Origin of the sequence: Branchiibius hedensis (genome assembly GCF_900108585.1) — a bacterium.
Classification (GTDB): domain Bacteria; phylum Actinomycetota; class Actinomycetes; order Actinomycetales; family Dermatophilaceae; genus Branchiibius; species Branchiibius hedensis.
In genome coordinates, this window is record NZ_UESZ01000001.1 from 1894201 (window position 1) to 1917338 (window position 23138).

General features: G+C 67.8%; 23 protein-coding genes and 1 tRNA gene. 3 read left to right on the forward strand and 21 right to left on the reverse strand.

Annotated features, from left to right (window positions below):
- Positions 1-35: 35 nt before the first annotated feature.
- The 10 genes from DR843_RS20080 to DR843_RS09285 form a co-directional block, all read right to left on the reverse strand.
- Positions 36-212 (reverse strand): hypothetical protein, encoded by a 177-nt coding sequence (locus tag DR843_RS20080; RefSeq protein ID WP_170119811.1) that lies wholly within the window; start codon positions 210-212, stop codon positions 36-38.
- 243 nt (positions 213-455) lie between these two features.
- Positions 456-740 (reverse strand): hypothetical protein, encoded by a 285-nt coding sequence (locus DR843_RS09245; protein WP_146202545.1) that lies wholly within the window; start codon positions 738-740, stop codon positions 456-458.
- A 32-nt stretch (positions 741-772) separates the two neighbouring features.
- Positions 773-2062: a tyrosine-type recombinase/integrase gene (locus DR843_RS09250; protein WP_109685223.1), complete on the reverse strand. Its 1290-nt coding sequence runs from the start codon at positions 2060-2062 to the stop codon at positions 773-775.
- The gene (locus DR843_RS09255; RefSeq protein WP_170119812.1) at positions 2062-2415 is read right to left on the reverse strand and encodes a helix-turn-helix domain-containing protein; all 354 of its coding nucleotides are present in this window, start codon (positions 2413-2415) and stop codon (positions 2062-2064) included. The genes DR843_RS09250 and DR843_RS09255 overlap by 1 nt, the downstream gene beginning before the upstream one ends.
- A 151-nt stretch (positions 2416-2566) precedes the next feature.
- Positions 2567-2639, reverse strand: a tRNA-Ala gene (locus DR843_RS09260).
- A gap of 83 nt (positions 2640-2722) precedes the next feature.
- Positions 2723-3259: a DUF4442 domain-containing protein gene (locus tag DR843_RS09265; protein ID WP_109685228.1), complete on the reverse strand. Its 537-nt coding sequence runs from the start codon at positions 3257-3259 to the stop codon at positions 2723-2725.
- The gene (locus DR843_RS09270) at positions 3256-3882 is read right to left on the reverse strand and encodes a histidine phosphatase family protein (protein ID WP_170119813.1); all 627 of its coding nucleotides are present in this window, start codon (positions 3880-3882) and stop codon (positions 3256-3258) included. Before DR843_RS09270 ends, DR843_RS09265 begins: the two co-directional genes overlap by 4 nt.
- Complete coding sequence (gene rsfS / locus DR843_RS09275) at positions 3879-4235, reverse strand: ribosome silencing factor (RefSeq protein ID WP_109685230.1); 357 nt, start codon at positions 4233-4235, stop codon at positions 3879-3881. Before rsfS ends, DR843_RS09270 begins: the two co-directional genes overlap by 4 nt.
- Positions 4236-4263: 28 nt before the next feature.
- Entirely contained in the window at positions 4264-4854 is a 591-nt protein-coding gene (nadD, locus tag DR843_RS09280; RefSeq protein WP_109685232.1) for a nicotinate-nucleotide adenylyltransferase, read from the reverse strand.
- A gap of 17 nt (positions 4855-4871) precedes the next feature.
- On the reverse strand, positions 4872-5060 hold the full coding sequence (locus DR843_RS09285) for a hypothetical protein (protein ID WP_109685234.1): 189 nt from the start codon (positions 5058-5060) through the stop codon (positions 4872-4874).
- A gap of 87 nt (positions 5061-5147) precedes the next feature.
- Here DR843_RS09285 and DR843_RS09290 point away from each other — a divergent pair, with 87 nt between their 5' ends.
- The gene (locus DR843_RS09290) at positions 5148-6146 is read left to right on the forward strand and encodes a glycosyltransferase family 2 protein (protein WP_109685236.1); all 999 of its coding nucleotides are present in this window, start codon (positions 5148-5150) and stop codon (positions 6144-6146) included.
- Here the strand turns inward: DR843_RS09290 and DR843_RS09295 are convergent.
- The 8 genes from DR843_RS09295 to DR843_RS09330 all read right to left on the reverse strand — a co-directional run bounded on the left by DR843_RS09295 (position 6131) and on the right by DR843_RS09330 (position 16863).
- Positions 6131-7432: a glutamate-5-semialdehyde dehydrogenase gene (locus DR843_RS09295; RefSeq protein ID WP_109685237.1), complete on the reverse strand. Its 1302-nt coding sequence runs from the start codon at positions 7430-7432 to the stop codon at positions 6131-6133. The two genes, DR843_RS09290 and DR843_RS09295, sit on opposite strands and share 16 nt — an antisense overlap.
- A gap of 74 nt (positions 7433-7506) precedes the next feature.
- Complete coding sequence (locus DR843_RS09300; RefSeq protein WP_109685239.1) at positions 7507-8325, reverse strand: DedA family protein; 819 nt, start codon at positions 8323-8325, stop codon at positions 7507-7509.
- Between the two features lie 133 nt (positions 8326-8458).
- Positions 8459-10594, reverse strand: coding sequence for an RCC1 domain-containing protein (locus DR843_RS09305; RefSeq protein ID WP_170119814.1), 2136 nt, complete (start codon positions 10592-10594; stop codon positions 8459-8461).
- 231 nt (positions 10595-10825) lie between these two features.
- The gene (proB, locus tag DR843_RS09310; protein WP_109685243.1) at positions 10826-11974 is read right to left on the reverse strand and encodes a glutamate 5-kinase; all 1149 of its coding nucleotides are present in this window, start codon (positions 11972-11974) and stop codon (positions 10826-10828) included.
- Positions 11961-13523: a GTPase ObgE gene (obgE, locus tag DR843_RS09315; RefSeq protein WP_109685245.1), complete on the reverse strand. Its 1563-nt coding sequence runs from the start codon at positions 13521-13523 to the stop codon at positions 11961-11963. The genes proB and obgE overlap by 14 nt, the downstream gene beginning before the upstream one ends.
- Before the next feature lie 93 nt (positions 13524-13616).
- The gene (gene rpmA, locus DR843_RS09320) at positions 13617-13883 is read right to left on the reverse strand and encodes a 50S ribosomal protein L27 (RefSeq protein ID WP_109685247.1); all 267 of its coding nucleotides are present in this window, start codon (positions 13881-13883) and stop codon (positions 13617-13619) included.
- Positions 13884-13927: 44 nt separating this feature from the next.
- A complete protein-coding gene (gene rplU / locus DR843_RS09325) occupies positions 13928-14236 on the reverse strand; it encodes a 50S ribosomal protein L21 (protein ID WP_109685249.1) in 309 nt (102 codons plus the stop codon).
- Between the two features lie 104 nt (positions 14237-14340).
- Positions 14341-16863 carry an Rne/Rng family ribonuclease gene (locus DR843_RS09330; RefSeq protein ID WP_109685251.1) on the reverse strand — a complete coding sequence of 841 codons (2523 nt, stop codon included), beginning with the start codon at positions 16861-16863 and terminating at the stop codon, positions 14341-14343.
- Positions 16864-17239: 376 nt separating this feature from the next.
- Between DR843_RS09330 and DR843_RS09335 the strand changes: the two genes are divergently transcribed.
- Positions 17240-17947: a TIGR03936 family radical SAM-associated protein gene (locus DR843_RS09335; RefSeq protein WP_245934065.1), complete on the forward strand. Its 708-nt coding sequence runs from the start codon at positions 17240-17242 to the stop codon at positions 17945-17947.
- Here DR843_RS09335 and DR843_RS09340 read toward each other — a convergent pair.
- Genes DR843_RS09340 through DR843_RS09350 form a run of 3 tightly spaced genes read right to left on the reverse strand, consistent with a single transcriptional unit; the run spans position 17944 to position 20957 of the window.
- On the reverse strand, positions 17944-18663 hold the full coding sequence (locus DR843_RS09340; protein WP_109685253.1) for a 3-keto-5-aminohexanoate cleavage protein: 720 nt from the start codon (positions 18661-18663) through the stop codon (positions 17944-17946). The genes DR843_RS09335 and DR843_RS09340 overlap by 4 nt on opposite strands.
- Positions 18664-18667: 4 nt before the next feature.
- Entirely contained in the window at positions 18668-19147 is a 480-nt protein-coding gene (locus DR843_RS09345; RefSeq protein WP_170119815.1) for a MarR family winged helix-turn-helix transcriptional regulator, read from the reverse strand.
- A 13-nt stretch (positions 19148-19160) separates the two neighbouring features.
- Positions 19161-20957 carry an NAD-dependent malic enzyme gene (locus DR843_RS09350; RefSeq protein ID WP_109685255.1) on the reverse strand — a complete coding sequence of 599 codons (1797 nt, stop codon included), beginning with the start codon at positions 20955-20957 and terminating at the stop codon, positions 19161-19163.
- 188 nt (positions 20958-21145) lie between these two features.
- Between DR843_RS09350 and DR843_RS09355 the strand changes: the two genes are divergently transcribed.
- Complete coding sequence (locus DR843_RS09355) at positions 21146-23020, forward strand: ABC transporter ATP-binding protein (protein WP_245934066.1); 1875 nt, start codon at positions 21146-21148, stop codon at positions 23018-23020.
- Positions 23021-23138 lie beyond the last annotated feature (118 nt).

Sequence of the window (23138 nt, forward strand, 5' to 3'; positions counted from 1 at the left end):
GTGTAGCGCTTGTTGCAGCTCCGATGTCGCATACGTCAGCGCAGTCCGAACGCTCTGTTCGGGTCGGCCGGCACGGGTCGTAGGTCGCTGGCGTCGACCCACAGCTGAATGACGATCGGCTCACGCGCTGGGCTTCTTGTTCCGTCGAGCTCCGGGTCGTCGACCAGGACGACCAGGGCCTGCCAGCGATACGAGACTCGCCGCCATGTCACGACGAGCCCCTGACGAGGAGCTTGGTGGGGATGGACGCGCGCTACGGGGCCCTGGACAGGCAGCTTCACCCAGACGTGCCGGGTGGCCTTCGGGGTGCGCCAGGTCCGTTCCCGTTTGGACTGCCCCATCCCCCAAACTTAGGACACCTGTTCGACTCGATGCTATGTCGACTGCGGTAAGTGCCCTTATCGCGGGTTGCAATCGCCTGGCTGGAAGCGACTGGGGCACCTTCCCAGACCCTGCTAACGAAGCACCTTGCAGCGCAGCGGGCGACCCTGTACCGCCCCGGTCACCACCAACAGCGGCGGATCGTCCGGCCCCGGTGCTTCGCCCGGAACGGCGTGCGTCAAGCGATCCGCGTCGAGGTAGATGTTCGGCCCGATGTCACACCCGGCCAGCAGCATCTCGCGCACCTGGTGCCAGTTCGGCCACACGCCCGACACTGCCACGACATCACCGGGGCGGAAATCGTGCCTCGGGGCATGCTGGCGCTGCTTGGCCACGCGGCGGGAACCAACAGTGCTCATGCCCTCACGGTGCGACGCTTGCCGCGGTGCGCTCAGCCCGGACGTTGACTCCGGTCCAAGGCCACCACCGTGTCGTCGTTGCCGAAGATCCCGCCCCACCGCGAGGAGATGGCGTTGGACGCCTCCCGCGAGAGGCTTTCCCCGACGTGCTGGTAGCGCATCGCCATCCGGGTGCTTGCCCACCCCATCGCGTCCGCGACGACCCGAGTGTCGACACCCTCCTCCAGCATCTGTGTGGCGATCGTGTGCCGCGAAGCGTGCTGGCCTTTCAGGTCAACACCAGCACGCTGGAACAGCTTCAACCAGTGTCGGTCATCGCCGCGATGGTCGATCCGCGTGCCAGCCGAGCTCAGAAACACCAGGCCACCGAACTCCTGCCCAGTCTCCGGGCGCCGCCCAAACATCTTGAACCAGGCATCCTGCGACGACTTGTGCGCCCGCAGCATGTCGACCAGTTCCGGCGCGATCGCGATCACCCGGACACTGCCACTGGTTTTGGTTCGACCGAACATCTGGCCGCGTATCCGTTGCGGACACTTCGAGGGCGAATGCCCCGCCTGCGAAGCGATCAGCGTTGCGCCGCATCCGTGTTGCCACACCTGGCGAGTCAGCGTCCGTCGGATCACGAGGGCGCCGCGGTCGAAATCGACACTGTCCCAGCACAACCCGAGCACTTCGGCTTTGCGGGCACCCGTCATCAGTGTCGTCATCCACCGCACTGCTTGCGGATCCTTCCTAGCCACCTCCACCACCGCGCGGAGCTCGTCATCGGTGAACGGCTCCGGAGAGACTTCCTTGACCGCGGGAGGCTGCACCATCCGCGCCACGTTCTGCATCAGGACCCCACGAGTGCACGCCAACGTCAATGCTCGGGACAAGAACTTATGCACCGACACCACAGACGAAGTCGCCAGCCCCTTGGCCGCCGCCTGCCGATGCAACTGTGCAACGTCTTCGGGAGTGATCGCGTCCAGCCGTCGCTCCCCCAGCAACGGCTGAATGTGGTTGCGGTACTGGCTGGCTGCCGCAGCCCGGGTAGCGTCGGATCTGCCCCGCTTGACGTACTCCTCGTCGAGCACCCGCATCCACTCATGGAGCGTCGGCATCCCCCCTGCGGCTGGTGCCGGCGATGGCGGTCCGTCGTCCAGACCCAGCCCGTTGATCTCCAACCAGTCGTCACGTTTGCGCAGCACCGCCGCTTTAGAGGTGCCGCGGAACTCTTTACGGATCGACTCCCCCGCGACCGTCAGCGTGATCGTGAGCCGGTACCCGCCGCTGGCCACCGGACTGATCGTGCCCCCCTTCTCGCGCGGCCGCGCCATCAGGCGAGCTCCGGCTTGGACAACGGCTGGTCCTCGGCGCGGGAACGCTCCAGAAGGTCCATCACGTCTTCACGCATGATGCGCACCGAACTGCCGATCATCACTTTCCGCAGGCGCCCCTGCGCCATCAGCTTGCGCACGGTCGACTCCCCGATCCGCAGCACGTCAGCGGCTTCCTCGGTGGTGTAGACCATGGGGCCTTGTGGGTCACGGACGACGTGCAGTCCAGCCGGCGACTCGTCCTCCTCCAGCAGTTCACGCAGCGTCGCGGCCTGGTCGAGAAGCGTCTGTGCTTGACGCTCCAGAGAGTGCGCGGTGCGCAGGACTTTGTCGCGTGTAGTGAGACTGGACATGCCCAGACGGTGCGACGCGCTGCGGGCGGACGGGGGTTTTGCGTCACTGGTCGATCTTTCGCCGGAGTTTTGTGGATGATTCCGTGGGACCGACCACCACAAAACGGGTAAAAGAAAGGGGCCAAACGGCCCCTGACCTGCGGTTATTCGGTGGAGCATAGGGGATTCGAACCCCTGACCTCTTCCATGCCATGGAAGCGCGCTACCAACTGCGCCAATGCCCCGTGTGGGAGTGCCGCCGGTGTGCCCTGGCGACCGCCTTACCTTACTCAGCCGCAGCCCCTCGGACCAAATCGGCGGGCTGCGGTCACGCTGCCGCCAGCGCGCGCTCCTTCTTCTTGCGGATGTAGACCTGCCGGCGCACCGAAGCAACCACCGTGCCGTCCTTCAACGTCAGGTCCGTCTCGAACCAGCGCAGCACCTTCTCCCCCGAAGCCGCCGCCTCGCGGATCTCCGAAACAGCATCAGCAGGCATCTCGAAGCGACCGAAAACCGTTGAGACACCAGGTGATCGGTAGTCGATGTGCGCCTGCGCGTCCCACACGTTGTAGGCCGGTCCGAGCTGACCCATCAACAGCATCGCGAAGAATGCGTCAGACATGGCACCGATCGAGCCGCCGAACGCCGTACCTTGCTGGTTCTTGTTCCACCGGGTGAGCTTCAGCGCCACCGAGCAGGACGACCAGTCCGGCTCGATCGACAGGACCCGGATGCCCGCGCCCAGCAGCGGCGGATACAGGTTGAGCCCGACCCGCAGCAGGCGCGCCGACACCCGTGGCCGCGCGCGGTGCACCGACGCGTGGGTGGAGGTCCGCACCGGGTCCGGCGTCCACCCCTGGCTCATCGTGCGCCCGCGTTCCAGGTCTCGATGCGCCACCCGTGCGCGCCCTCGATCACCGAACCCCAGTGGCAGTTCGAAAGCCCCCGGAACGCCAACCACGCCTGCTGCTGGGACAGCCCGACCAGCGCCGCGGTCAGCGCCCGACCGCACATGCCGTGCGTCGCGATGACCGCGGTGCCGCCATCCGGCAGGGTCGGTAGCAGCTCCAGCGCCGCCTCCTTGGCCCGCTGCATGACCTGGGTCAGCGTCTCGCCATCGCCGCCGCGGGGCAGGTCCTCGCCCGCCTCGACGCGGGCCTGCATATCGGCGTACTTCTCCTTGACGTCGGCGGCGGTCAGGCCCGACCACGAGCCGGCGTCGATCTCCCGGAACCGCTTGTCGAAGGTGATCGGCAGGTCGACCAGTTCCGCGAGGGCCTCCGCGGTCGCCGACGCGCGGGTCAGGTCCGAGGCCCAGATCGCGTCGATGTCATACGCAAGGAGCGCTTTCGCGCCCGCCCGGGCCTGCTCCTGGCCGAGTTCGGACAGCGGTACGTCGAGCTGCCCCTGCCAGCGCCCTTCGGCGTTGTAGGTCGTCTGCCCGTGCCGCCAGATGATCAGCCGGCGGCCGGTCGTGCTTTGGGTCACGACGTGAGGTCGATCGTCGGGCAGTCGCGCCACAACCGGTCGAGCGCGTAGAACTCCCGCTCGTCCTCATGCTGCACGTGCACCACGATGTCGCCGAAGTCGAGCAGCACCCAGCGGTCGTCACGCTGCCCCTCGCGACGGATCGGCTTGACCCCCAACTCATGCAATCGCTCGATGATGCCGTCGACGATGGCCGAAACCTGGCGTTCGTTGTCCGCGGCGGCGACCACGAAAACGTCCGTCAGCGCCAACTGGTCGCTGACGTCGATCGCGATGACGCTGGTGGCCACCTTCTCGTCCGCGGCGGCTGCCGCGGCCTTGGCCAGATCGATGGCGCGCTGCGTTGCGGCCACTACCCCTCCTGATGTTGCTTGATGCGTTTCAGATCTCGGCGACCGGGTCGGTGTCCCCGGGCCGGTACAACGAATGTTTGCCGATGTACTGCACGACACCATCCGGCACGAGATACCAGACGGGATGTCCGTAGCGAACCCGCTCGCGCACGTCGGTCGAGCTGATCGCCATCGCGGGCACCTCTTTGAGGACCACCCGATCAGCGGGCAGCCCGGAGCCGGACAACTCGTAACCCGGCCTGGTCACGCCGATGAACTGGGCCAGGTCCCAGAGCTGGTCCACGCCCTTCCACGACACGATCTGCGCCAAAGCGTCGGCGCCGGTGATGAAGAACAGTTCCGCGTCCGGACGCTGCTCCCGCAAGTCGGTGAGCGTGTCCAGGGTGTACGTCGGGCCAGGCCTGTCGATGTCGACCCGGCTGACCGTGAAGCGCGGGTTGGAGGCCGTCGCAATGACGGTCATCAGATAGCGATGCTCGGCGGGCGCAACCTCACGCTGGCTCTTCTGCCACGGCTGACCGGTGGGCACGAAGACAACCTCATCGAGATCCAGCAATGACTGGACCTCGCTGGCCGCAACCAGGTGACCGTGATGGATCGGGTCGAACGTCCCACCCATCACCCCCAGGCGCAGGGTCAGTGCCCTTGCTTGCTGTGGTCCTGCGGGACGCCCTTGCCGACCGTGCGACGGAAGAACCACAACACCCCGAGCAGGGCTGCGAAGAACAGGAGCCCGAGGACGCCGTACGCCCAGTGCGGCATCGGCAGTTCGTTCTCTTCGAGTTTGGGCACGGCCTGAGCCAGCGAAACCAAGGACGACGACATGGCGCCTATCGTATCGGTGCCACCGGCGAGGTGCGTCATCTGTCGACACACCGGTTATCCCACGCCCGCTCGGTATCCTGCACGGTGATGGATCCGATCTTTCTCACCGTTGTTGTGCCGCTCTACAACGAGGCGGCGGTCCTTCCGCTGCTCGTGGACCGGTTGCGGCCGGTGCTGGACGACCTGGGTCGGTCATACGAGGTAGTGGCCGTCGACGACGGCTCCACCGACACCACGGCGGCGGTGCTCAGCCGGTTCAGTCGCCAGTGGCCGCAGCTACGTATCGTCCGCCTCCGGGCCAACGCCGGCCACCAGGCCGCCATCTCGGCCGGACTCGAGCGGTCCCGCGGTGCGTGGGTGGTCACGATCGACGCGGACCTGCAGGATCCGCCAGAGACCATCCGCGAGATGATCGACGCGGCGCTGCGCGAACGCGTCGATGTCGTCTATGGCGTGCGCACCGACCGCAGCAGTGACACGGCCTTCAAACGGCACACCGCGGCGGCGTTCTACCGACTGGTCGGTGGCATCTCCGGCACCAATGCCCCGCGCGACGCCGGGGACTTCCGCTTGATGTCGCGGGCAACCGTTGATGCGGTGAACACGCTGCCGGAGGCCAACCGGGTGCTGCGCCTGGTCGTGCCGACCCTGGGTTTCCCCTCAGCCGAGGTCGGGTACCGCCGCGCAGAACGGGCCGCGGGTTCGTCGAAGTACCCGCTGTCGAAGATGCTCAAACTCAGCATCGACTCGATTACCGGCTTCTCGATGGCCCCGCTGCGATTGGCGACGTGGTTCGGCCTGGGTGGCTTCGCGATCGCGGTCGCGCTGCTGGCGTACGCCATCATCAGCAAAGTGGTCGGCAACACCACCCCGGGTTGGACCTCGACCCTGCTGGTCGTCGCCGGTTTCGGTGGCCTGCAACTGCTGTGCCTGGGGATTCTCGGTGAGTACGTCGGACGGGTGTATCTGCAGCAGCAGCAACGACCGACCTATTACGTCGGCTACGACTCCCTGTTGGCGCCGCCGCCGTCAGACGACGCCGACCTGGCGGCGCCGCAGGACCAGCAGTCTCACGACCGGATCTGACCGTCGCCCTCCAGCACCCACTTGGTGCTGGTGAGCTCCGGCAGCGCCATCGGTCCGCGGGCATGAAGCTTCTGGGTGGAGATGCCGATCTCGGCGCCCATCCCGAACTGCCCACCGTCGGTGAAGGCCGACGAGGCATTGACCGCAACGACCGCTGCGTCGACGCGGGCCACGAACCGCCTTGCTGCAGCGCGGTTCTCCGTGACGATGACCTCGGTATGCCGGCTGCCGAAGGCGTTGATGTGATCGATCGCCGCGTCGGCTGAGTCAACGACACCGACGGCGATTTCCGCATCGAGGTACTCAGTGCGCCAGTCCTGCTCGGTCGCCGGGTCGAACCCGACGCCGGTGTCCTGCGCCACCACCCCGGCCCGCTCGTCCAGGTGCAGGCGCACCCCGCGAGTGGCGAAATCGCCCAGGATGGTGGGGAGGAACGTTGCAGCCACATCGCGGTGCACCAGCAGCGTCTCCGCGGCGTTGCACACACTGGTCCGGCGCAGCTTGGAGTTGATCACGATCTCGCGAGCCATCACCAGGTCCGCGGCGGAGTCCACGTAGACGTGCACATTGCCGATGCCCGTTTCGATCACCGGCACGGTCGCACCCAGCACCACCGTCTGGATCAAACCGGCGCCGCCGCGTGGGATCACCAGGTCCACCAGACCACGAGCGGTGATCAGCGCGGTCACGTCCTCGCGGCCGCCGTCGAGCAACTGGACGCTGTCGGCGGGCAGTCCGTGCTCGGCCAGCGCCGAGCGCAGCGCCGCCACGATCACGGCGTTGGACTGTGCGGCCGCCGAACCACCACGCAGGATCATCGCGTTGCCGCTCTTGACCCCCAGTGCCGCGGCATCCGCGGTCACGTTGGGCCGCGACTCGTAGATCATCCCGACCACGCCCATCGGGACCCGGACCTGGCGGATCTGCAGCCCGTTGGGCAACGTCGAACCGCGCAGCACCTCACCGGTCGGATCCGGCAGCGCAATCACCTCGCGCACCGCGTCGGCGATCTGCGCGATCCGCTCCGGGGTCAGTCGCAACCGGTCCTGCAGTCCGTCGTTCATCCCCTCGGCGCGACCGCGCTCCAGATCCGCCGCGTTGGCTGCCACGATCTCGTCGGTGCGGTCCACCAACGCCTGCGCCATCGCGGCCAGAGCACCGTCCTTGTCGGCCCGCGTCGCCAGCGCCAGGTCCGCGGCGGCCAGCTGAGCGCGCCGCGCCACCTCGTGCACGCGGCGTACCGACTCCTGCTGGGCGTCAGCGGGCGCCTCGGTCACGATCGTCATGTTTACTGTCGGGCCTCCTTCCTCGTCTCCGGGCCTCGCTTCGCTCGTTTCCTCAACTCGGTCGGCCCTCACCGTTATAGCGTACGGCGATCGCCGGGCTCGTCCTGCTCGTCCCGTTCCTCGCGCAACCCCTGCCGTACCTCGTCCACGGCGATGTCGGACGCGATGGCGTCCTCGGACAGGACCTGCGTGCCGCCGCCTCCGCGACTGTTGCGCCACAAGACCGAGCCGACCACCAGGACCAACGCCACGATGCTCAGGTAGAAGCTGTACTTGGCCAGCAGGTCGACGAAGTCCTTGGCGGGCTGACCGATCAGGAAGCCGAGGTACATCCACAGACCGCGATAGAGCACGGCCGCGATGAAGTCCAGCAGCAGGAATTTGCGCAGCCGCATCCCCACGTCGCCGACGAACGCGTAGACGATCGCCGAGGGCAGGAACGGCACGAACCAGCACGCGATCATCGCCAGCGACCCGAAACGGCGGGCCAGGTGCTCGGCGTACCGACCCGTGCGAGCTGCCCACCGCGATCGGCCACTGATCACCTCGATCAGGTTGTGGCCCCACAGCCGGCCCGCCCACCACCAGATCCAGTCGAACTTGATCGAGGTCAGCGCAGCCATCAGCAAACCCAGCGGCCACCAGTGGGTCTCTCCCAGCGCAGCCTTCGCGCCGATGTCGACCATCGCGATGTTGGAGCCGGTCACCGCAGCCAGCGCCCAGGTGTTCAGACCCAGGATGATCGGTCGCAGCGGGATCATCACCAGCCCGTAGACACCGACCAGCGCGATCGCCGACCAGCACCACAGCTCCTTGCGGCTGGGTTTACCGCTCCAGGGCAGCTTCGGGTCGTCCCACCACTCCCGCTTGGCGGCGGGGTTCTCGCTGGTCATTCGGGTGGTCCTCACGATCGGGAAACCGGCCGCGCCGGATCGGGCAGGGCGGCCCCGTACATGCTAGGTGACCGCGACCGACCGTTCGTAGGTCAACCAACGTGGCAACGACGGGGACTGGTTCCCCGTGCCCCTACCCGAAGCCGAGGACTTTGACCGGCGTGCTGGTTGCGCCACTGTCCTGGCCGTCGCCGAGCAGACCTACCCCTTGGCGGCTACCCCAACAGACCACACCGCCGGTGGTCCGCACGGCGCATGAGGAATTCCCACCAGCCGAGACTTCGACGACGTCTGATCCCAGTCCCGAGACCACCCGCGGACCGGTGAGCGAACCTGACGGTGCACCGGCCTGCCCGGAACTGTTGTCTCCCCAGCATTGGGCCGCGGAACCCGTCGTGACGATGCACCCGTGCCAGTAGGACAGGCTCATCATCTGCGGTCGCTGCAATCCGGGGATCTGGGCCAGGCCCGTGGCAACCCCCGACCCCCGCCCCCAGCACGAGTGGCCGTTCGACGTGCCGGTCACGCAACTCATGTCGCTGCCAGTCACGATGCCCGTGGCTGCGGAGACTCCCTTGACCGTGACCGGCTCGGTGCGCACAACTACCCCATCGACAGTTCCATCACCATCGCCCAGCATGTTGTTGTTGGCCCGGCCCCAACAGCGCGCCGTACCATCGATCAGCAGCGCGCAACTGTGGTCGAATCCAGCCGACACCAGCCGAGCACTCGTCACGCCGGTGACAAATGTCGGGTAGTACGTCTGGTCGGTTGTCCCGTTGCCCAGTTGGCCCAGGTCGTTGCGTCCCCAACACTGGACCTGACCACTGGCCAGCACGGCGCAGGTGTGCTCGTACCCCGCCTCGATGGACGTGGCTGACCCGGCGAGGGCGACGCGCACCGGAGCGGGTTCTGCGCCGCTGGGGCGGCCGAGCTGCTGGTTCCAGTTATCGCCCCAGCACCACACGACCCCCTGCCGGGTCAGGGCACACATGTGGGTGCTACCCGCCGCCGCGCTCTTCACATCGCTGAGACCCACGACGTCCATCGGCACCGCTGAGAAGCCCTTCGACGTGCCCGGGATGCCCGCGCCGAGCTGGCCGCTCCAGTTGTTGCCCCAGCACCGCATCGTCCCCGTCGAGAGGACTGCGCAGGCCTGGTTCACGCCGACCGCGACCTGCGTCGCCGCTGCATCGGGAGTGACCCAGTAGCCGGTGATGTCCAGGATCAGGTCGGTCTCCGCACTGGACGAGACGGTGACCGCACCGTTCCAACCCAGCTTGAGTGTGACCGCATTGGCAGCCGTCATACCGGCGGCGAAGTTCACGCTCGACACAACCGGCGTCTCGCCGGACGGCCCGGCGGCGGGAACCGCAGCCAGGTATCCGGCACTCGAGGGTCGCACCGCGGTGACGGTCGCTTGGACTGCCTCGATCCCTGTCTTGGGTAACCCATTCGTACCGGCCAGCCGGATGGTCACCCCGCCGGTGGCGGGGACCCGGACCCGTGTAGCGCCGACACCATAGCGGGTGTCAAGCGCCCGCACCGGGGTGACCGGCGTGTAGGTCGAGCCGCTGCCGATCCAGCCAGCAACGTCCACGATGAGATGTGCCGACGACGAGGTATAGATGTTGAACCGGCCCTGCGCGTCCAGGGCCGCGATGGCCAACCCAGCGGCTGTCCGTTTCGCGGCGAAGTTCACCGAAGAGGCGGTCGGCCGTGGCACCCCCACGGGATAGACCTGTGCGTACCCATCACCTGCAGGCGAGACCACCGTGACGTTGACTATCGCCGCCGTGGCACCGGAGGGCGGCACTCCTGCTTTGCCACCCAGCGCGATGGTCGTGGTCGAACCCGCCGCTCGGGCGACGCCGGTGCTGCGGGAGTCGACGACTCGGGACGGGGTCACGGCCGTGTAACCGCCGCCGACCGGGAAGTACCCCATCACATCAACCAGCAGATGTGCGGCTGAAGCGGTATAGACGGAAATCTGGCCGTTCTTGCCGATGTTGGCGACTGCCTGGTTCGCGACGGTTTCCCCCGTCACGTAGTTGATGGAGGAGACAACGGGACGAGTGGCACCGGCCGGAAACACGGCGGCCCAACCGGACTTGGCCGGACTCACGACCGTCAGATTCATCACGACGGCCGATACCCCGCTCGTGGGGATTCCGGCCCGTCCGGTGACGGTCACCGATCTGGTCGATCCAGCCTCAGGACGGGCCCCGGATCGGGTGTCCATCATTCGGGTCGGTGCCGTCGCGATCATGTTTGCGACCTTGGCCGATGCGGGGCTCGCAGTGAGAGGCGCGGCGGTGGCCTGCGGCTGGGCCGCTGGCGCTAATAAGGCGAGTGCCGCCACCAGAAATGACACGATCCCCGTCGCGACAACGCGCCCCATCACCCAAGCCCCCCTACAGCATCGCCCGTCGACGCCGGGCTCACCCTAACCAATGCTGGGTGGAAGCTTGACGCATCCTGCGAAATTACTGTGTCCAGGTCAGAGCAGCACGAGGTCGTCGCGGTGGACGACCTCACGGTGGTACTCCGGGCCGAGTGTCGCCGCAAGTTCCTTGGTGCGGCGACCCAGGAGGCCGGGCAGCTCCCGGGAATCGTAAGTCACCAGCCCGCGAGCCACCCGGGTGCCGGATTCGTCCACCAGATCAACGGGGTCACCCGCGGCGAAGGTTCCCTCGACCGCCTTGATCCCGGCCGGCAGCAACGACTTCCCGCGCTGGGTGACCGCGGCCACCGCCCCAGCATCCAACACCAACCGGCCCTGAGGGGTGGTCGCATGCGCGATCCACAGCCGCCGGGCCCGGCCGCGCGCGGCGGTCGGAGCGAACGCGGTCCCCACGTCGTCGCCGGTGAGCGCCGCCGCGGCGTTGGCCGCGCTGGTCAGCAGAGTCGGCACACCGGCCGAGGTCGCGATCGCCGCGGCTTCGACCTTGGTCACCATGCCGCCGGTGCCGACCCCTGTGCCTACTCCCCCGATATCCACCCCGGCGATCGCCTCAGGGCCGGGCACGAAGGGGATGCGCGACGTACCCGGATGCGACGGCGGACCGTCGTAGAGCGCGTCGACGTCGGACAGCAGCACCAATGCCTCCGCGTCGATCAGGTGCGCGACCAGCGCGGCCAGCCGGTCGTTGTCACCGAAGCGGATCTCCTGGGTGGCGACCGTGTCGTTCTCGTTGACGATCGGCACAACCCCGAGGGCCAGCAATCGCTCCAGGGTGCGGCGCGCGTTGGTGTAGTGCCCGCGCCTCGTCACGTCGTCCGCCGTGAGCAGCACCTGACCGGTGATGATCCCGTGCGCGGAGAACGCCCGGTCGTACGCCGCGAGGAGGGCTCCCTGCCCCACGCTGGCGGCCGCCTGCTGAGTGGCCAGATCGCGGGGGCGGCGACGCAGGCCCAGTGGAGTCATTCCGGTCGCGATGGCCCCGGAGGACACCAGCACGACCCCGGAACCGGCCGCGCGCCGGGCCGCGAGCGCCACGACCAACGTCTCCAGCTTTTCCGGCAGCAGCCCACCGGTGGCCCGGGTCAGCGAACTCGAGCCGACCTTGACGACCAGCGGCGAGGCACCGGCGATCCGCGCTCGGACAGCCGATGGATCGCCGTACGCCGTGTGCTCAGTGCTCGCCATCGTTTCCGTCGATCTGGGGTGCCTCGACCTCCACGGGGTCCCGGTCGGTCCACAGACCGGCCTTGCGCTCGGCGGCCAGTTCCTCGCGGGCCTCCCGCTGGGCGTCCTTGCGGCCGTGGAACTGCTCGCGCTTCTCAGCGCGGGTCGGCCGATGGGTGTCTTCCAAGCGGATGTCGGTGCCACGGCGGCCGAGCAACTCCGCTCCCGCCGACAAGGTCGGCTCCCAGTCGAAGACGACCGAGTTGTCCTCCGGACCGATCAGCACGGTCGAACCGGGCACGGCACCGGCCTTGAACAGTTCGTCCTCGACGCCGAGCCGGTTCAGGCGGTCGGCGAGGTAGCCGACCGCTTCGTCGTTGCTGAAGTCGGTCTGGCGCACCCAGCGGGTGGGGCGCTCGCCAATCACCCGGAACACCTCACCGTCGGCCGTGTGCTCGACCTTGACCCGGAAGCCGGACTCGTCGACCGCCTTGGGCCGCAGCACGATTCGCGGAGCGATGGCCACCGCCGACTCGATCTCGGCGCGCGCTTCGCGCACGTGCCGGGCGAGGGCGAAGGTGAGCTCACGCAGACCACGGTGGGCGACGGCGCTGACGATGAAGACCTCCAGACCGCGGGCCTCCAGATCCGGTTTGACCATCTCAGCCAGATCGAGGGCCTCGGGGACGTCGGCCTTGTTGAGCACCACGATCCGGGTCCGCTCGGACAACGGCTTGCCGCCGAGGGTGTCGTCGGCGACGTACTCGGACAATTCGTGCTCGATGGCTTCCAGGTCGCTCATCGGATCCCGACCCGGTTCGAGGGTCGCGCAGTCGATGACGTGCACCAGTACCGAGCAGCGCTCGACGTGGCGCAGGAACTCCAGGCCGAGGCCCTTGCCCTGGCTGGCGCCGGGGATCAGACCTGGCACGTCGGCGATCGTGAACCGCTCGGAACCGGCGGTGACCACACCCAGGTTGGGCACCAGAGTCGTGAACGGGTAGTCGGCGATCTTGGGTTTGGCGGCGGACAGCACGGACACCAGTGACGACTTGCCCGCGCTGGGGAAGCCGATCAGGGCGACGTCCGCGAGCGTCTTCAGCTCCAGGACCACGTCGCGCTCGTCACCGGGCTCACCCAGCAACGCAAAACCGGGGGCTTTACGGCGCGGGGAGGCCAGCGCCTTGTTCCCCAGACCGCCCCGCCCACCGGCAGCCACGACGTACTGCTGCCCGGGTCCGACCAGATCGGCCAGCACATCACCCCGGGAGTCCTTGACCATGGTGCCTTCAGGCACCGGCAGGATCAGGTCCTCGCCGTCAGCGCCGTTCTTCTCATCGCCGGCGCCGGGTTTGCCGTTCGGTGCTTTGCGGTGCGGGCTGTGGTGGTAGTCCAGCAGGGTGGTGATCTGGGGGTCGGCGACCAGGATGACGCTGCCACCCTTACCGCCGTTACCGCCGTCGGGACCACCCAGCGGTTTGAACTTTTCGCGGTGCACGGAGGCAACGCCGTGCCCACCGGCGCCGGCGGCCACGTGCAGGACGACGCGGTCGACGAAGGTGGTGGCCACGGGAATTCCTATCTGTAGAGCAGTAAAGAAACAACGGACGGGCTCGAAGTCAGCTTCGAGCCCGTCCGTTCACGGTGTGCGGTAGTCGCAGGCTCAGGCGTCCTGCGGCTCCGGGGTCACGATGTTGATCGTCTTGCGGCCACGCTTGCTGCCGAACTCGACCGCACCGGCGGTCAGGGCGAACAGCGTGTCGTCCTTGCCACGGCCGACGTTCTCGCCGGGGTGGAAGTGGGTGCCGCGCTGGCGGACGATGATCTCGCCGGCCTTGACCTGCTGGCCACCGAACCGCTTCACGCCGAGGCGCTGGGAGTTCGAGTCGCGACCGTTACGGGTGGAGGATGCACCCTTCTTGTGTGCCATAGCTACTCAGCCTTCTTCTCGTGTCGTCGATACGGTGCGAGGCCTCAGGCCTCGATCGCCGTGACCTTGACCTGGGTCAGCGGCTGGCGGTGGCCCTGACGCTTGCGGTAACCGGTCTTGTTCTTGTACTTGATGATCGTGATCTTGGGGCCCTTGGTCGCCGCGACGACCTCGGCCTTCACGGTCACCTTCGCCAACTTGGCGGCGTCGCTGGTCACCTTGTCACCGTCGACCAGCAGCAGCGGCTTGAGGTCGATGGTGTCGCCGGCGGAAACCGCGACCTTGTCAATGGTCAGGACGTCGCCCACGGAGACCTTCTCCTGGCGACCGCCCGCGCGAACAATCGCGTACACGTCGAAACTGCCTTTCGGTTCTGGTGCACTCGCTCGGTATGACCGGCCAGTAGCTACCCCTGGTGAGAGGGACACCGGCTCGGTGGGCGCACCGACTATCTAGATTACTGGTGGGTCGGCTGCCCGGCCAAATCCTGCGCCGGTTCCTCGATCGTGGTGATGCTGCCGGCGCCCGTGGGCGGGCCGGCAGGGGCCACGACGCGCGGCCGCTTCTTGCGCCGGGTGACCGGTGCCGGCCCGGTGGGCTGCACCGGTTCGGGTACGACGATCGGCGCCTCAGCTGCAGACGGTGCCTGCTCGCTCACCGGCCCGGGGTCCTGCTGCTGCGACGTGTCCTGCTCCGCGCCCGTCTCACCGGACTTCTTGGCGGCGGCTGCGTGCGCGGCGGCCGCGATCTGGGCCGCGGAAGGACCACTGGACTTGGCCGGCTCAGCGTCCTGCTCCTGCCGGTTCTTCTTCGGCCCGTCGCTGCCGCGACCCTTGCGCTGGCTGCGGGAACCGTTGCTCATCCCGCCACCGTTGGCGGTGTTGGGCTTGTCGGCCGGGGTGTCGCGGATGATCACGCCGCGGCCGGCGCAGTGCTCACACTGCTCGGAGAAGATTTCCAGCAGGCCGGTGCCGACCCGCTTGCGGGTCATCTGGACCAGACCGAGCGAGGTCACTTCGGCGACCTGGTGCTTGGTGCGGTCCCGGCCCAGGCACTCCAGCAGCCGGCGGACGACCAGGTCGCGGTTGGACTCCAGGACCATGTCGATGAAGTCGACGACGATGATGCCTCCGATGTCGCGCAGCCTCAGTTGGCGCACGATCTCCTCAGCGGCCTCGATGTTGTTCTTGGTGACGGTCTCTTCGAGGTTGCCGCCGGAGCCGACGAATTTGCCGGTGTTGACGTCGACGACCGTCATGGCCTCGGTGCGGTCGATCACCAGGGAACCACCCGACGGCAGCCAGACCTTGCGGTCCAGCGCCTTGGCGAGTTGTTCGTCCACCCGGTACGTCGTGAACAGGTCGACCTCGCCGGTCCACTTCTGCGCTCGCTGCGCCAACTCGGGAGCGACGTCATTCAAGTAGCCGCTGATCCGATCCCATTCGGTGTCACCGGCCACGATCAGCTTGGCGAAGTCCTCGTTGAAGACGTCACGGACCACGCGGATCGTCATGTCGGGCTCACCGTGCAAGACGGCCGGCGCCGAGGCGGTCTTGGCCTTGTGCTGGATGCGTTCCCACTCGGTCTTCAGGCGCTCGACATCCGCGCGCAGGTCCTCCTCGGAGGCCCCCTCGGCAGCGGTCCGCACGATGACGCCGGCGTCCTCGGGCACGATCTCGCGCAGGATCTTCTTCAGCCGGGCGCGCTCGACGTCCGGCAGTTTGCGGGAGATACCGGTCATCGAGTTGCCCGGCACGTAGACCAGGAACCGGCCCGGCAGCGACACCTGTGAGGTCAGGCGAGCCCCCTTGTGCCCCAACGGGTCCTTGGTGACCTGCACCAGGACGGTCTCGCCGGACTTGAGGGCGTGCTCGATGCGTTTGGGCTGACCGTCAAGACCGGCGGCATCCCAGTTGACCTCACCGGCGTAGAGCACGCCGTTGCGGCCGCGACCGATGTCGACGAACGCGGCTTCCATGCTGGGCAGGACGTTCTGGATCCGGCCGAGGTAGACATTGCCGGCCATCGTGCTCTGCTGGGTCTCGCGGGAGACGTAGTGCTCGACCAGCACGTTGTCCTCGATGACCCCGATCTGGGTGATGTCATCCTTCTCCCGCACGACCATGACCCGCTCGACGCTCTCGCGGCGGGCGAGGAACTCGGCCTCGGTGATCACCGTGCGGCGGCGGGAGTTCTCCCGGCCTTCGCGGCGACGCTGCTTCTTGGCCTCCAACCGGGTGGACCCCTTGATGGAGGTGACCTCGTCGCGGGCTGCGCGCACCTTGACGCCGTCCTCGTCGACACCGCTGGCGTTGCCGCGGCGACGACGACGGGTGCGGCGGCGGCTCGAACCGCTCTCGCTGCCCTGATCGTCACCCGCGGTGGTCTCCTCAGACTGCTCTGCGGACTCGTCGGCGCCGTCCACTTTCTCGGCCTGGTCGGAGCTCTTCTGCTCCTCCTGGTCGCTGCCGGCTTCGGACTCGGTGTCCTTGGCCCGGCTGCGACGGCCGCGGCCACCGCGGCGGCGGCGGGGCGTGTTGGCTTCCTGCGCGTCCTCGACCTCGGCGGTCTCACCGTCGTCCTGTTGGGTGGCGTCTTCGGCGACCGGCTCAGACTCGGACTTCACCGGCTCCGGGCGGGGCGGGACGCTCGCCGGATCGGGCGCTTGGAACAGCAGACCGAAGGCTGCGCCGGGCTGCGACACGACCGGCGGGGCTGGCTCTTCGGCGACTTCGTCATGGGAGAACGGCGAGGCGACCGGCTCTACGTCGACGGACTCGACGACGAGGTCGACTTCCTCGATCTCGATGACCAGCTCCTCGGCGGCCGGTTCGTCCGGCTCGAGCAGTTCAGCCTCGACGATCTCGGGCTCGGGCTCGGTCGCCATCTCGGGGGAATCCTCGGCAGGGGCCGGCACGGCATCGGGGTCGAGGTTCTGTTCCTCGGACTGATCAGGATGTTCGGCATCGAAAGGGCCCATTGGCCCTCCTTGTCATTCGGCACAAGGACGGGCCACACCTTCCAGAGCCCTGCGGCTCGCTCGTCCCCGTGGAGCGGGTGTGCCCGAAGCGCGACCGGAGGCGCGCGACGGAAAAGTCGTCTGCTACATCTCGTCGTACCAGCTCGCGCATTGCGCGGCACCGGGGAAACGCGATGCCATGCGGGTTCGCCGCTGCCAGCACCCCTCGTCGCGCTGCCGGTGACACCGGCTGTGACGGGTGGCGGGAGCGAGACGCTGCCTGCATGGGCTGTGACCGCGGTGTGGATACGGTCACGTCCGCCGGTCATTGTCTCACAGTTTGCTGGGACCGCCGTGCATCGCGACCTGCCGCCACGTCGCATTAGGGTGCTGCTTCGTGGCCAGACGTGTCCCCGAGGGGCCAGCCCCCGATCCAGCAGTGCAGAAGATGCGCCTGCAGTACGCCAAGCGGGGCCGGCTGCGCTTCTCATCTTCCCGCGACTTCCAGCGCGCCCTCGAACGCGCGATCCGTCGGGCAGGGCTGCCGATTGCCTTCTCGGCCGGCTTCCATCCGCACCCGAAGATCAGCTACGCCAATGCGGCCCCGACGGGAGCGGCCAGCGAAGCGGAGTACTTCGAGATCCAGTTGACCCGCGAGTGCGAGCCCGACCAGGTCCGAGCGGAGCTTGACGCCGCCCTGCCACCGGGCCTGGACATCGTGCGCGCGGTGACCGCGGGGCCGGGCGGACTGGCCGACCGGCTCGAAGCCAGCAGCTGGCAGTTGGCGTTCGCACCCGACACCGACGTCGCGGCCCTGCGATCGGCGGTGCACCACTTGCTGCAGACCGAGCAGGTCGAGGTGACCCGGATGATGAAAGCCGGGCCGAAGACCTTCGACATGAGGGCGGCCCTGGTCGACGCTCAGGTGAGCGACGACGGACAGCTGCGGATCGTCGTACGTCATCAGGCGCCCTCGATCCGGCCCGACGACGTCGTGAAGGCATTGGAATCGGTGGCCGGGTTCAGCACGCCGCGGCCGCCCGTGGCCACCCGGCTCGCACAGGGGCCACTGGTGGGTACGTCGATCGGTGACCCGCTCGGCTAACTCGCCGCGAGCATGTCCTTGACCGTGCGCACGAGCGCGGCGTTATCGAACGCCCTTGTGCCGTCGGGCATTTCGAGGGTGTCCTCCAGGCCGATGCGTACGTCGTAGCCACGCTGGATGGCCAGCTCGAGCACCGGCCAGGCGGCGCGTTCCTCCCCGTGCAGCAGCACCGGCACTCCCGGGTCGTCACCGATCGCGTCGATGAGCCCCTGCGCCGCCGCGAGCGCGGCAGCCGCCGGCAGGTCGGCGACGATCTCCAGCAGGACACGCACGCACTGGTTGCGGTGCGGCCAGTCCTGCCACTGCGCAACGGCTTTCGGCGTCCACAGGCCAGGCTCGATGCCGACGCCACGCTCGAGCAACTGTTCGGCCAGCGGCACGGAGCGCACCTCGTGCCAGTTGACCGAGACGAAGTCGGGCAGGACGCTCCACTGCGCCACCTGTTGCTCACGATCCAACGGGTCATCGGAGGTCCACGCGCCGGTCGTCACCCCTATCGCTGTGTCCGGCACCGCCTCGCGCAGCGCCGCGACCGTGGCGTCGACGACATCCGGCGCCAGCGTGTCGTGCCCGCGACGATCCTTGGCGTGCACGTGCAACGCCTCCGCGCCCGCGGCGACGGATTCGCGCGCGGACTGGGCGAGTTGGTCGAGAGTCACCGGCAGCTTCCAGTGCTCATGCGGCAACCGGGGACCGTTGAGGCAGGCTTTCAGCACGCGCTTAGCGTGACATGCCGCGGGGTCGCTCCGTGCCGTTCAGCACCTTCTGTAACAAGACCGTCAACTGCGCCTGCTCGGCCGGTTCGAGGGTGTCCAGCAACCGGTCCATCCGCGAATGCCGCAACTGCCGGATCCGGGCAGCCGTGTGCTCACCCTCGTCGGTCAGCTGCACCACGGTTGCTCGCCGGTCGCTGGGGTCGGGCTCTCGGCGTACCAGACCCTTGTCCTCCAACGCATCCACCACCTCGGTCACCGACCGAGGGGCGATCCGCAACCGATCGGCCAGCAGGCTGAGCCGGGGAGGTACGTCGATCGGCGGCTCCCCGCGTGCCGCACCACCGCGAGCGATCACCTCCAGCGCCCGCGCGTGGTGCGGTGACAGACCCAGCGGTTCCAGGTCTTCAGCGGTCGTCTTGCGCACGGTGTGGGCGCACCGCAGCAGCAGTTCGCCGACCCGGCTGCTGTCCGATGGCTCGCTCACGGGGCCAGAGTAGCTAGACCGCGTCGACCGGCACGTATTCCGGCCACCACACGCTGCGCCGGACCGCTTCGACGGGATCGTCGAGGTCGTCGGCCTGGGCGATGCCCTCGGATTTGGCGATCTGCACCAGCCCGACGGCGACGATGCTGGAGGTGCTGCGCAGGTCCTTGTTGGACGGCAACAACGGCGCCCCGAGGGTCGGTGGTGGCGCTTGACCGGCGACGGATTCGGCTGCGGCGTGGATCATTTCGTCACTGACCCGGGAAGCACGCGCCACGATCGTGCCCAGGCCGAGGCCCGGGTAGAGGGCGGCGTTGTTGGCCTGGGCGATCGTGTGGGTGACGCCCTTGTGCGTAATGGGGTCGAAGGGCGCCCCGGTCGCGACGAGCGCCTTGCCGTCGGTCCACTCGATCAGGTGTCCGGGCGTGGCCTCGTGCAACTCGGTCGGGTTCGACAGCGGGAAGATGATCGGGTGGTGGGTGTTCGCGGCCATCTCCTTGACGATGTCCTCGGTGAACAGACCCGGCGTGGTCGAGGTGCCGATCAAGATCGTCGGCTTGACCGCGCTCACCACGGTCGCCAGGTCGATGATGCCGCCGGCGTCGATCGCCTGCTGCCGCAGCGCGGCCATCGCGGGCCAGCGGGTCAAGGCCGCGGCCAGCGGCGCGGCCGTGGTGCGGGGCAGGTCTTTGACCTCGTCCTCGGGCCGCGCGTACGGGCGCTGGAAGTCCAGCATCCCCTCGGACATGCTCTGGGTCAGCAGGCCCGGCAGGTCCACCAGCCAGATCCGGGCGGTGGCCTCGTCCTGCGGCACGCCGTCGCGCACCATCTGGTCACGGATCTGATCGGCGATGCCGCAGCCAGCGGTGCCCGCGCCCACGATCACCACCCGCTGCTGCGCCCAGGTGGACCCACTGCGCGGCACCGCGTTGAGCAAGCCGGCCAGCACGATCGCGCCGGTGCCCTGCTGGTCGTCGTTGAAGGTGGGCAGTTTGTCGCGGTAGCGACCCAGGATCCGGCGGGCATTGGTCGAGCCGAAGTCCTCCCAGTGCAGCAGCGCCTTGGGAAAAAGCTGCCGCGCAGCGGTGACGTAGGCGTCGATGAAGTCGTCGTACTCTGCGCCGCGCACCCGGCCGCGGCGCACACCGACGTAGAGCGGGTCATTGATGAGCACCTCGTTATTGGTTCCGGCGTCGAGGATGACGGGCACGACGCGGTGCGGGTCGATGCCGGCGGCCGCGGTGTAGACGGCGAGTTTGCCGATGGAGATGTCGATGCCGTTGGAGCCCCAGTCACCGATCCCGAGAATCTCTTCCGCGTCGGAGGCGACCAGCAGGTCGATGTCGTCTGCAGCGGCTCCGAACGCGGCCAACCGTTCGTGGACCTGGTCGATGGCATCAATGGACAGATACACACCGCGGGGCCGGGTCATCACCTCGGAATAGTTCTTGATCGCTTCGCCCACCACCGGGTCGTAGACCACCGGCAGCATCTCCATCAGGTGCCGCTGCAGGAGGGCGTAGAACAACGTCACGTTGTTGTCGTGCAGGCCCCACATGAAGATGTGCTTGGCCAGATCCGTGGGCTGGGCCAGATAGCCCGCGTAGGAACGGGTCAGTTGCGGCTCCATGGTGGGGGTGATCACCGGCGGTAGGAGACCGTTCAGCTCCAACGCGTCGCGCTCCTGCTGGCTGAACGACGTGCCTTTGTTGAGCGCGGGATCGCGCAACACCTGGTAGCCGCGGGCCGGCGTTGTGAACCGGCGCCGACCGGAAGCATCCCGGATGGACTGCGCTTGCCTGGAGAACATGAATGACTCCTTCGTGGATGGCCCGCTCGATGCAACGTAGCGCGCCGGGGCAGGCCGGAGGGAATGCCCCGCCGTGTTGTGGTGTTACTTCAATGTGAGGTAACCTCACTAATGCGGTCAGAGCAGCGCTGCCGACCGCCCACAGACTTTTCCGACCTTCCGGACCCACCCAAGGAGGCTGATGCCCTATGGCAGCAGGACCCAACCCCGGAGCCATGTCCACCGGATTCGCCACCGTACGCGGCGGCGGCCCTGGATTCATGCCCAAGAAGCGCGATGCCGCCGATCTGGCCCAGCTTGACGAACACCCCGTGTCCAAGCGCCGCATCGTCGCCATGTTCACGCCGCACCGCGGCGCGCTGGCCGTCATCACGGCCCTCATCGTGGCCACCTCGATCATCGGTCTGGCCACCCCGTTCCTGACCCGCCGGATCATCGACGACGCCATCCCCCATCAGAACGTCTCGTTGTTGGTGGGCCTGGTGGTGGCGATGATCGTCGTGGTCGTCATCACCCAGGCGCTCAGCGTCGTCCAGACCTACCTGTCGACCAACGTCGGCCAGCAGGTGATGCACGGCCTGCGCACCCAACTGTTCACGCACCTGCAGCGGATGCCGCTGTCGTTCTTCACCCGCACCCGCGGTGGCGAACTGCAGTCGCGGCTGACCAACGACATCAACGCCATGCAGGGCGTCATCACCAACACCGCGACCTCGATCGCCACCAACGTCACCACGGCCGTCGCCACCGCGATCGCCATGGTCGCGTTGTCCTGGCGCCTATCGCTGCTGTCGCTGATCATCCTGCCGCCGGCCATCTGGGGCACCCGTCGGGTCGCCCGCATCCGGCGCAAGATCCAGACCCGCGCCCAGCGTGCCCAGGCCGACCTGCAGACGCAGATCGAGGAATCGTTGTCGGTCAGTGGAGTCATGCTCAGCAAGTCCCTGGCGTCGGGTCCCGCTCTGGCGCAACGGTTTACCGGCACCTCCAAGCAGATGACCGGCTACGAAGTCGAGTCGCAGATGGCCGGCCGCTGGCAGATGGGCACCATGGCGATCATCTTCGCCACCATCCCGGCGCTGATTTACCTGATCGCCGGACTGCCTGCCACCAGTGGCGGGATGACGATCGGAACATTGGTCGCCTTCACCGCCCTGCAGGCCGCGATCTTCCGCCCGATCATGGGCGTGCTCAACGTGGGCGCCGACGTGGTGACCTCGATGGCGTTGTTCTCCCGGGTCTTCGAATACCTCGACATGCCGGTCGAGATCGACGACCCCGTCTCCCCCGTGGTCGTCGACCCGGCCACTGCACACGGCGGGGTCACGTTCCGCGACGTGTCGTTCCGCTACCCCGACGCCGATCGCAACGCGCTCAGCGACATCTCGCTGACCATCCCGGCCGGTGCCAGCGTCGCACTCGTCGGAGCTACCGGATCGGGCAAATCCACGCTCGCGTCGCTGGTGTCGCGGCTGCAGGACCCCACAGCCGGGTCGGTCTCCATCGACGGTGTGAACCTGCGCGACATGACGCTGGCCAACATCGCGTCCCTGGTCGGAGTCGTCGCCCAGGACACCTACCTGCTGCACACCACCATCAAGGAGAACCTGCGCTACGCCCGCGAGGACGCGACGGACGAGCAGATCGTCGCCGCCGCCCGCGCCGCGCAGGTGCACGACCTGATCACGTCGCTGCCGGACGGTTACGACACCGTGGTGGGCGCTCGCGGCTACCGGTTCTCCGGCGGGGAGAAGCAGCGAATCGCCCTGGCGCGCACCATCCTTCGCGACCCGCGCATCCTGGTCCTGGATGAGGCCACCTCGGCTTTGGACAATGCCACCGAGCGCGCCGTGCAAGATGCGCTGGACGTGCTGGGCCTGGATCGAACGACGCTCACCATCGCCCACCGGTTGTCCACGGTGCGCAATTCGGATCTGATCGTCGTACTCGACGGCGGACGGATCGCCGAGCAGGGCACGCACGATGAGTTGATGGCGCTCGAGGGTCGGTACGCGGGTCTGGTCCACGCCCAGGACCGACTCACCGAAGACCTGGTGATGTAGCCCGCCCCCCTCCCCGCGCCGCCTCCCCTCCCCTCCCCGACTTTTGCAGCGCAACTCACCTGTGCGGGCACTCCGCGCGTGAGTTGCGCTTCAAAAGTCCGGGGTGCGCCGCAGAGTC

Coding starts and splice junctions, on each gene's coding strand:
- DR843_RS09245 (WP_146202545.1), bottom strand. CDS start 740: ATGAGCACTGTTGGTTCCCGCCGCGTGGCCAAGCAGCGCCAGCATGCC.
- DR843_RS09250 (WP_109685223.1), bottom strand. CDS start 2,062: ATGGCGCGGCCGCGCGAGAAGGGGGGCACGATCAGTCCGGTGGCCAGC.
- DR843_RS09255 (WP_170119812.1), bottom strand. CDS start 2,415: ATGTCCAGTCTCACTACACGCGACAAAGTCCTGCGCACCGCGCACTCT.
- DR843_RS09265 (WP_109685228.1), bottom strand. CDS start 3,259: ATGAGCCAGGGGTGGACGCCGGACCCGGTGCGGACCTCCACCCACGCG.
- nadD (WP_109685232.1), bottom strand. CDS start 4,854: ATGGGTGGGACGTTCGACCCGATCCATCACGGTCACCTGGTTGCGGCC.
- DR843_RS09285 (WP_109685234.1), bottom strand. CDS start 5,060: ATGTCGTCGTCCTTGGTTTCGCTGGCTCAGGCCGTGCCCAAACTCGAA.
- DR843_RS09290 (WP_109685236.1), top strand. CDS start 5,148: ATGGATCCGATCTTTCTCACCGTTGTTGTGCCGCTCTACAACGAGGCG.
- DR843_RS09295 (WP_109685237.1), bottom strand. CDS start 7,432: ATGACGATCGTGACCGAGGCGCCCGCTGACGCCCAGCAGGAGTCGGTA.
- DR843_RS09300 (WP_109685239.1), bottom strand. CDS start 8,325: ATGACCAGCGAGAACCCCGCCGCCAAGCGGGAGTGGTGGGACGACCCG.
- DR843_RS09305 (WP_170119814.1), bottom strand. CDS start 10,594: ATGATCGCGACGGCACCGACCCGAATGATGGACACCCGATCCGGGGCC.
- proB (WP_109685243.1), bottom strand. CDS start 11,974: ATGGCGAGCACTGAGCACACGGCGTACGGCGATCCATCGGCTGTCCGA.
- rpmA (WP_109685247.1), bottom strand. CDS start 13,883: ATGGCACACAAGAAGGGTGCATCCTCCACCCGTAACGGTCGCGACTCG.
- DR843_RS09330 (WP_109685251.1), bottom strand. CDS start 16,863: ATGGGCCCTTTCGATGCCGAACATCCTGATCAGTCCGAGGAACAGAAC.
- DR843_RS09350 (WP_109685255.1), bottom strand. CDS start 20,957: ATGTTCTCCAGGCAAGCGCAGTCCATCCGGGATGCTTCCGGTCGGCGC.
- DR843_RS09355 (WP_245934066.1), top strand. CDS start 21,146: ATGGCAGCAGGACCCAACCCCGGAGCCATGTCCACCGGATTCGCCACC.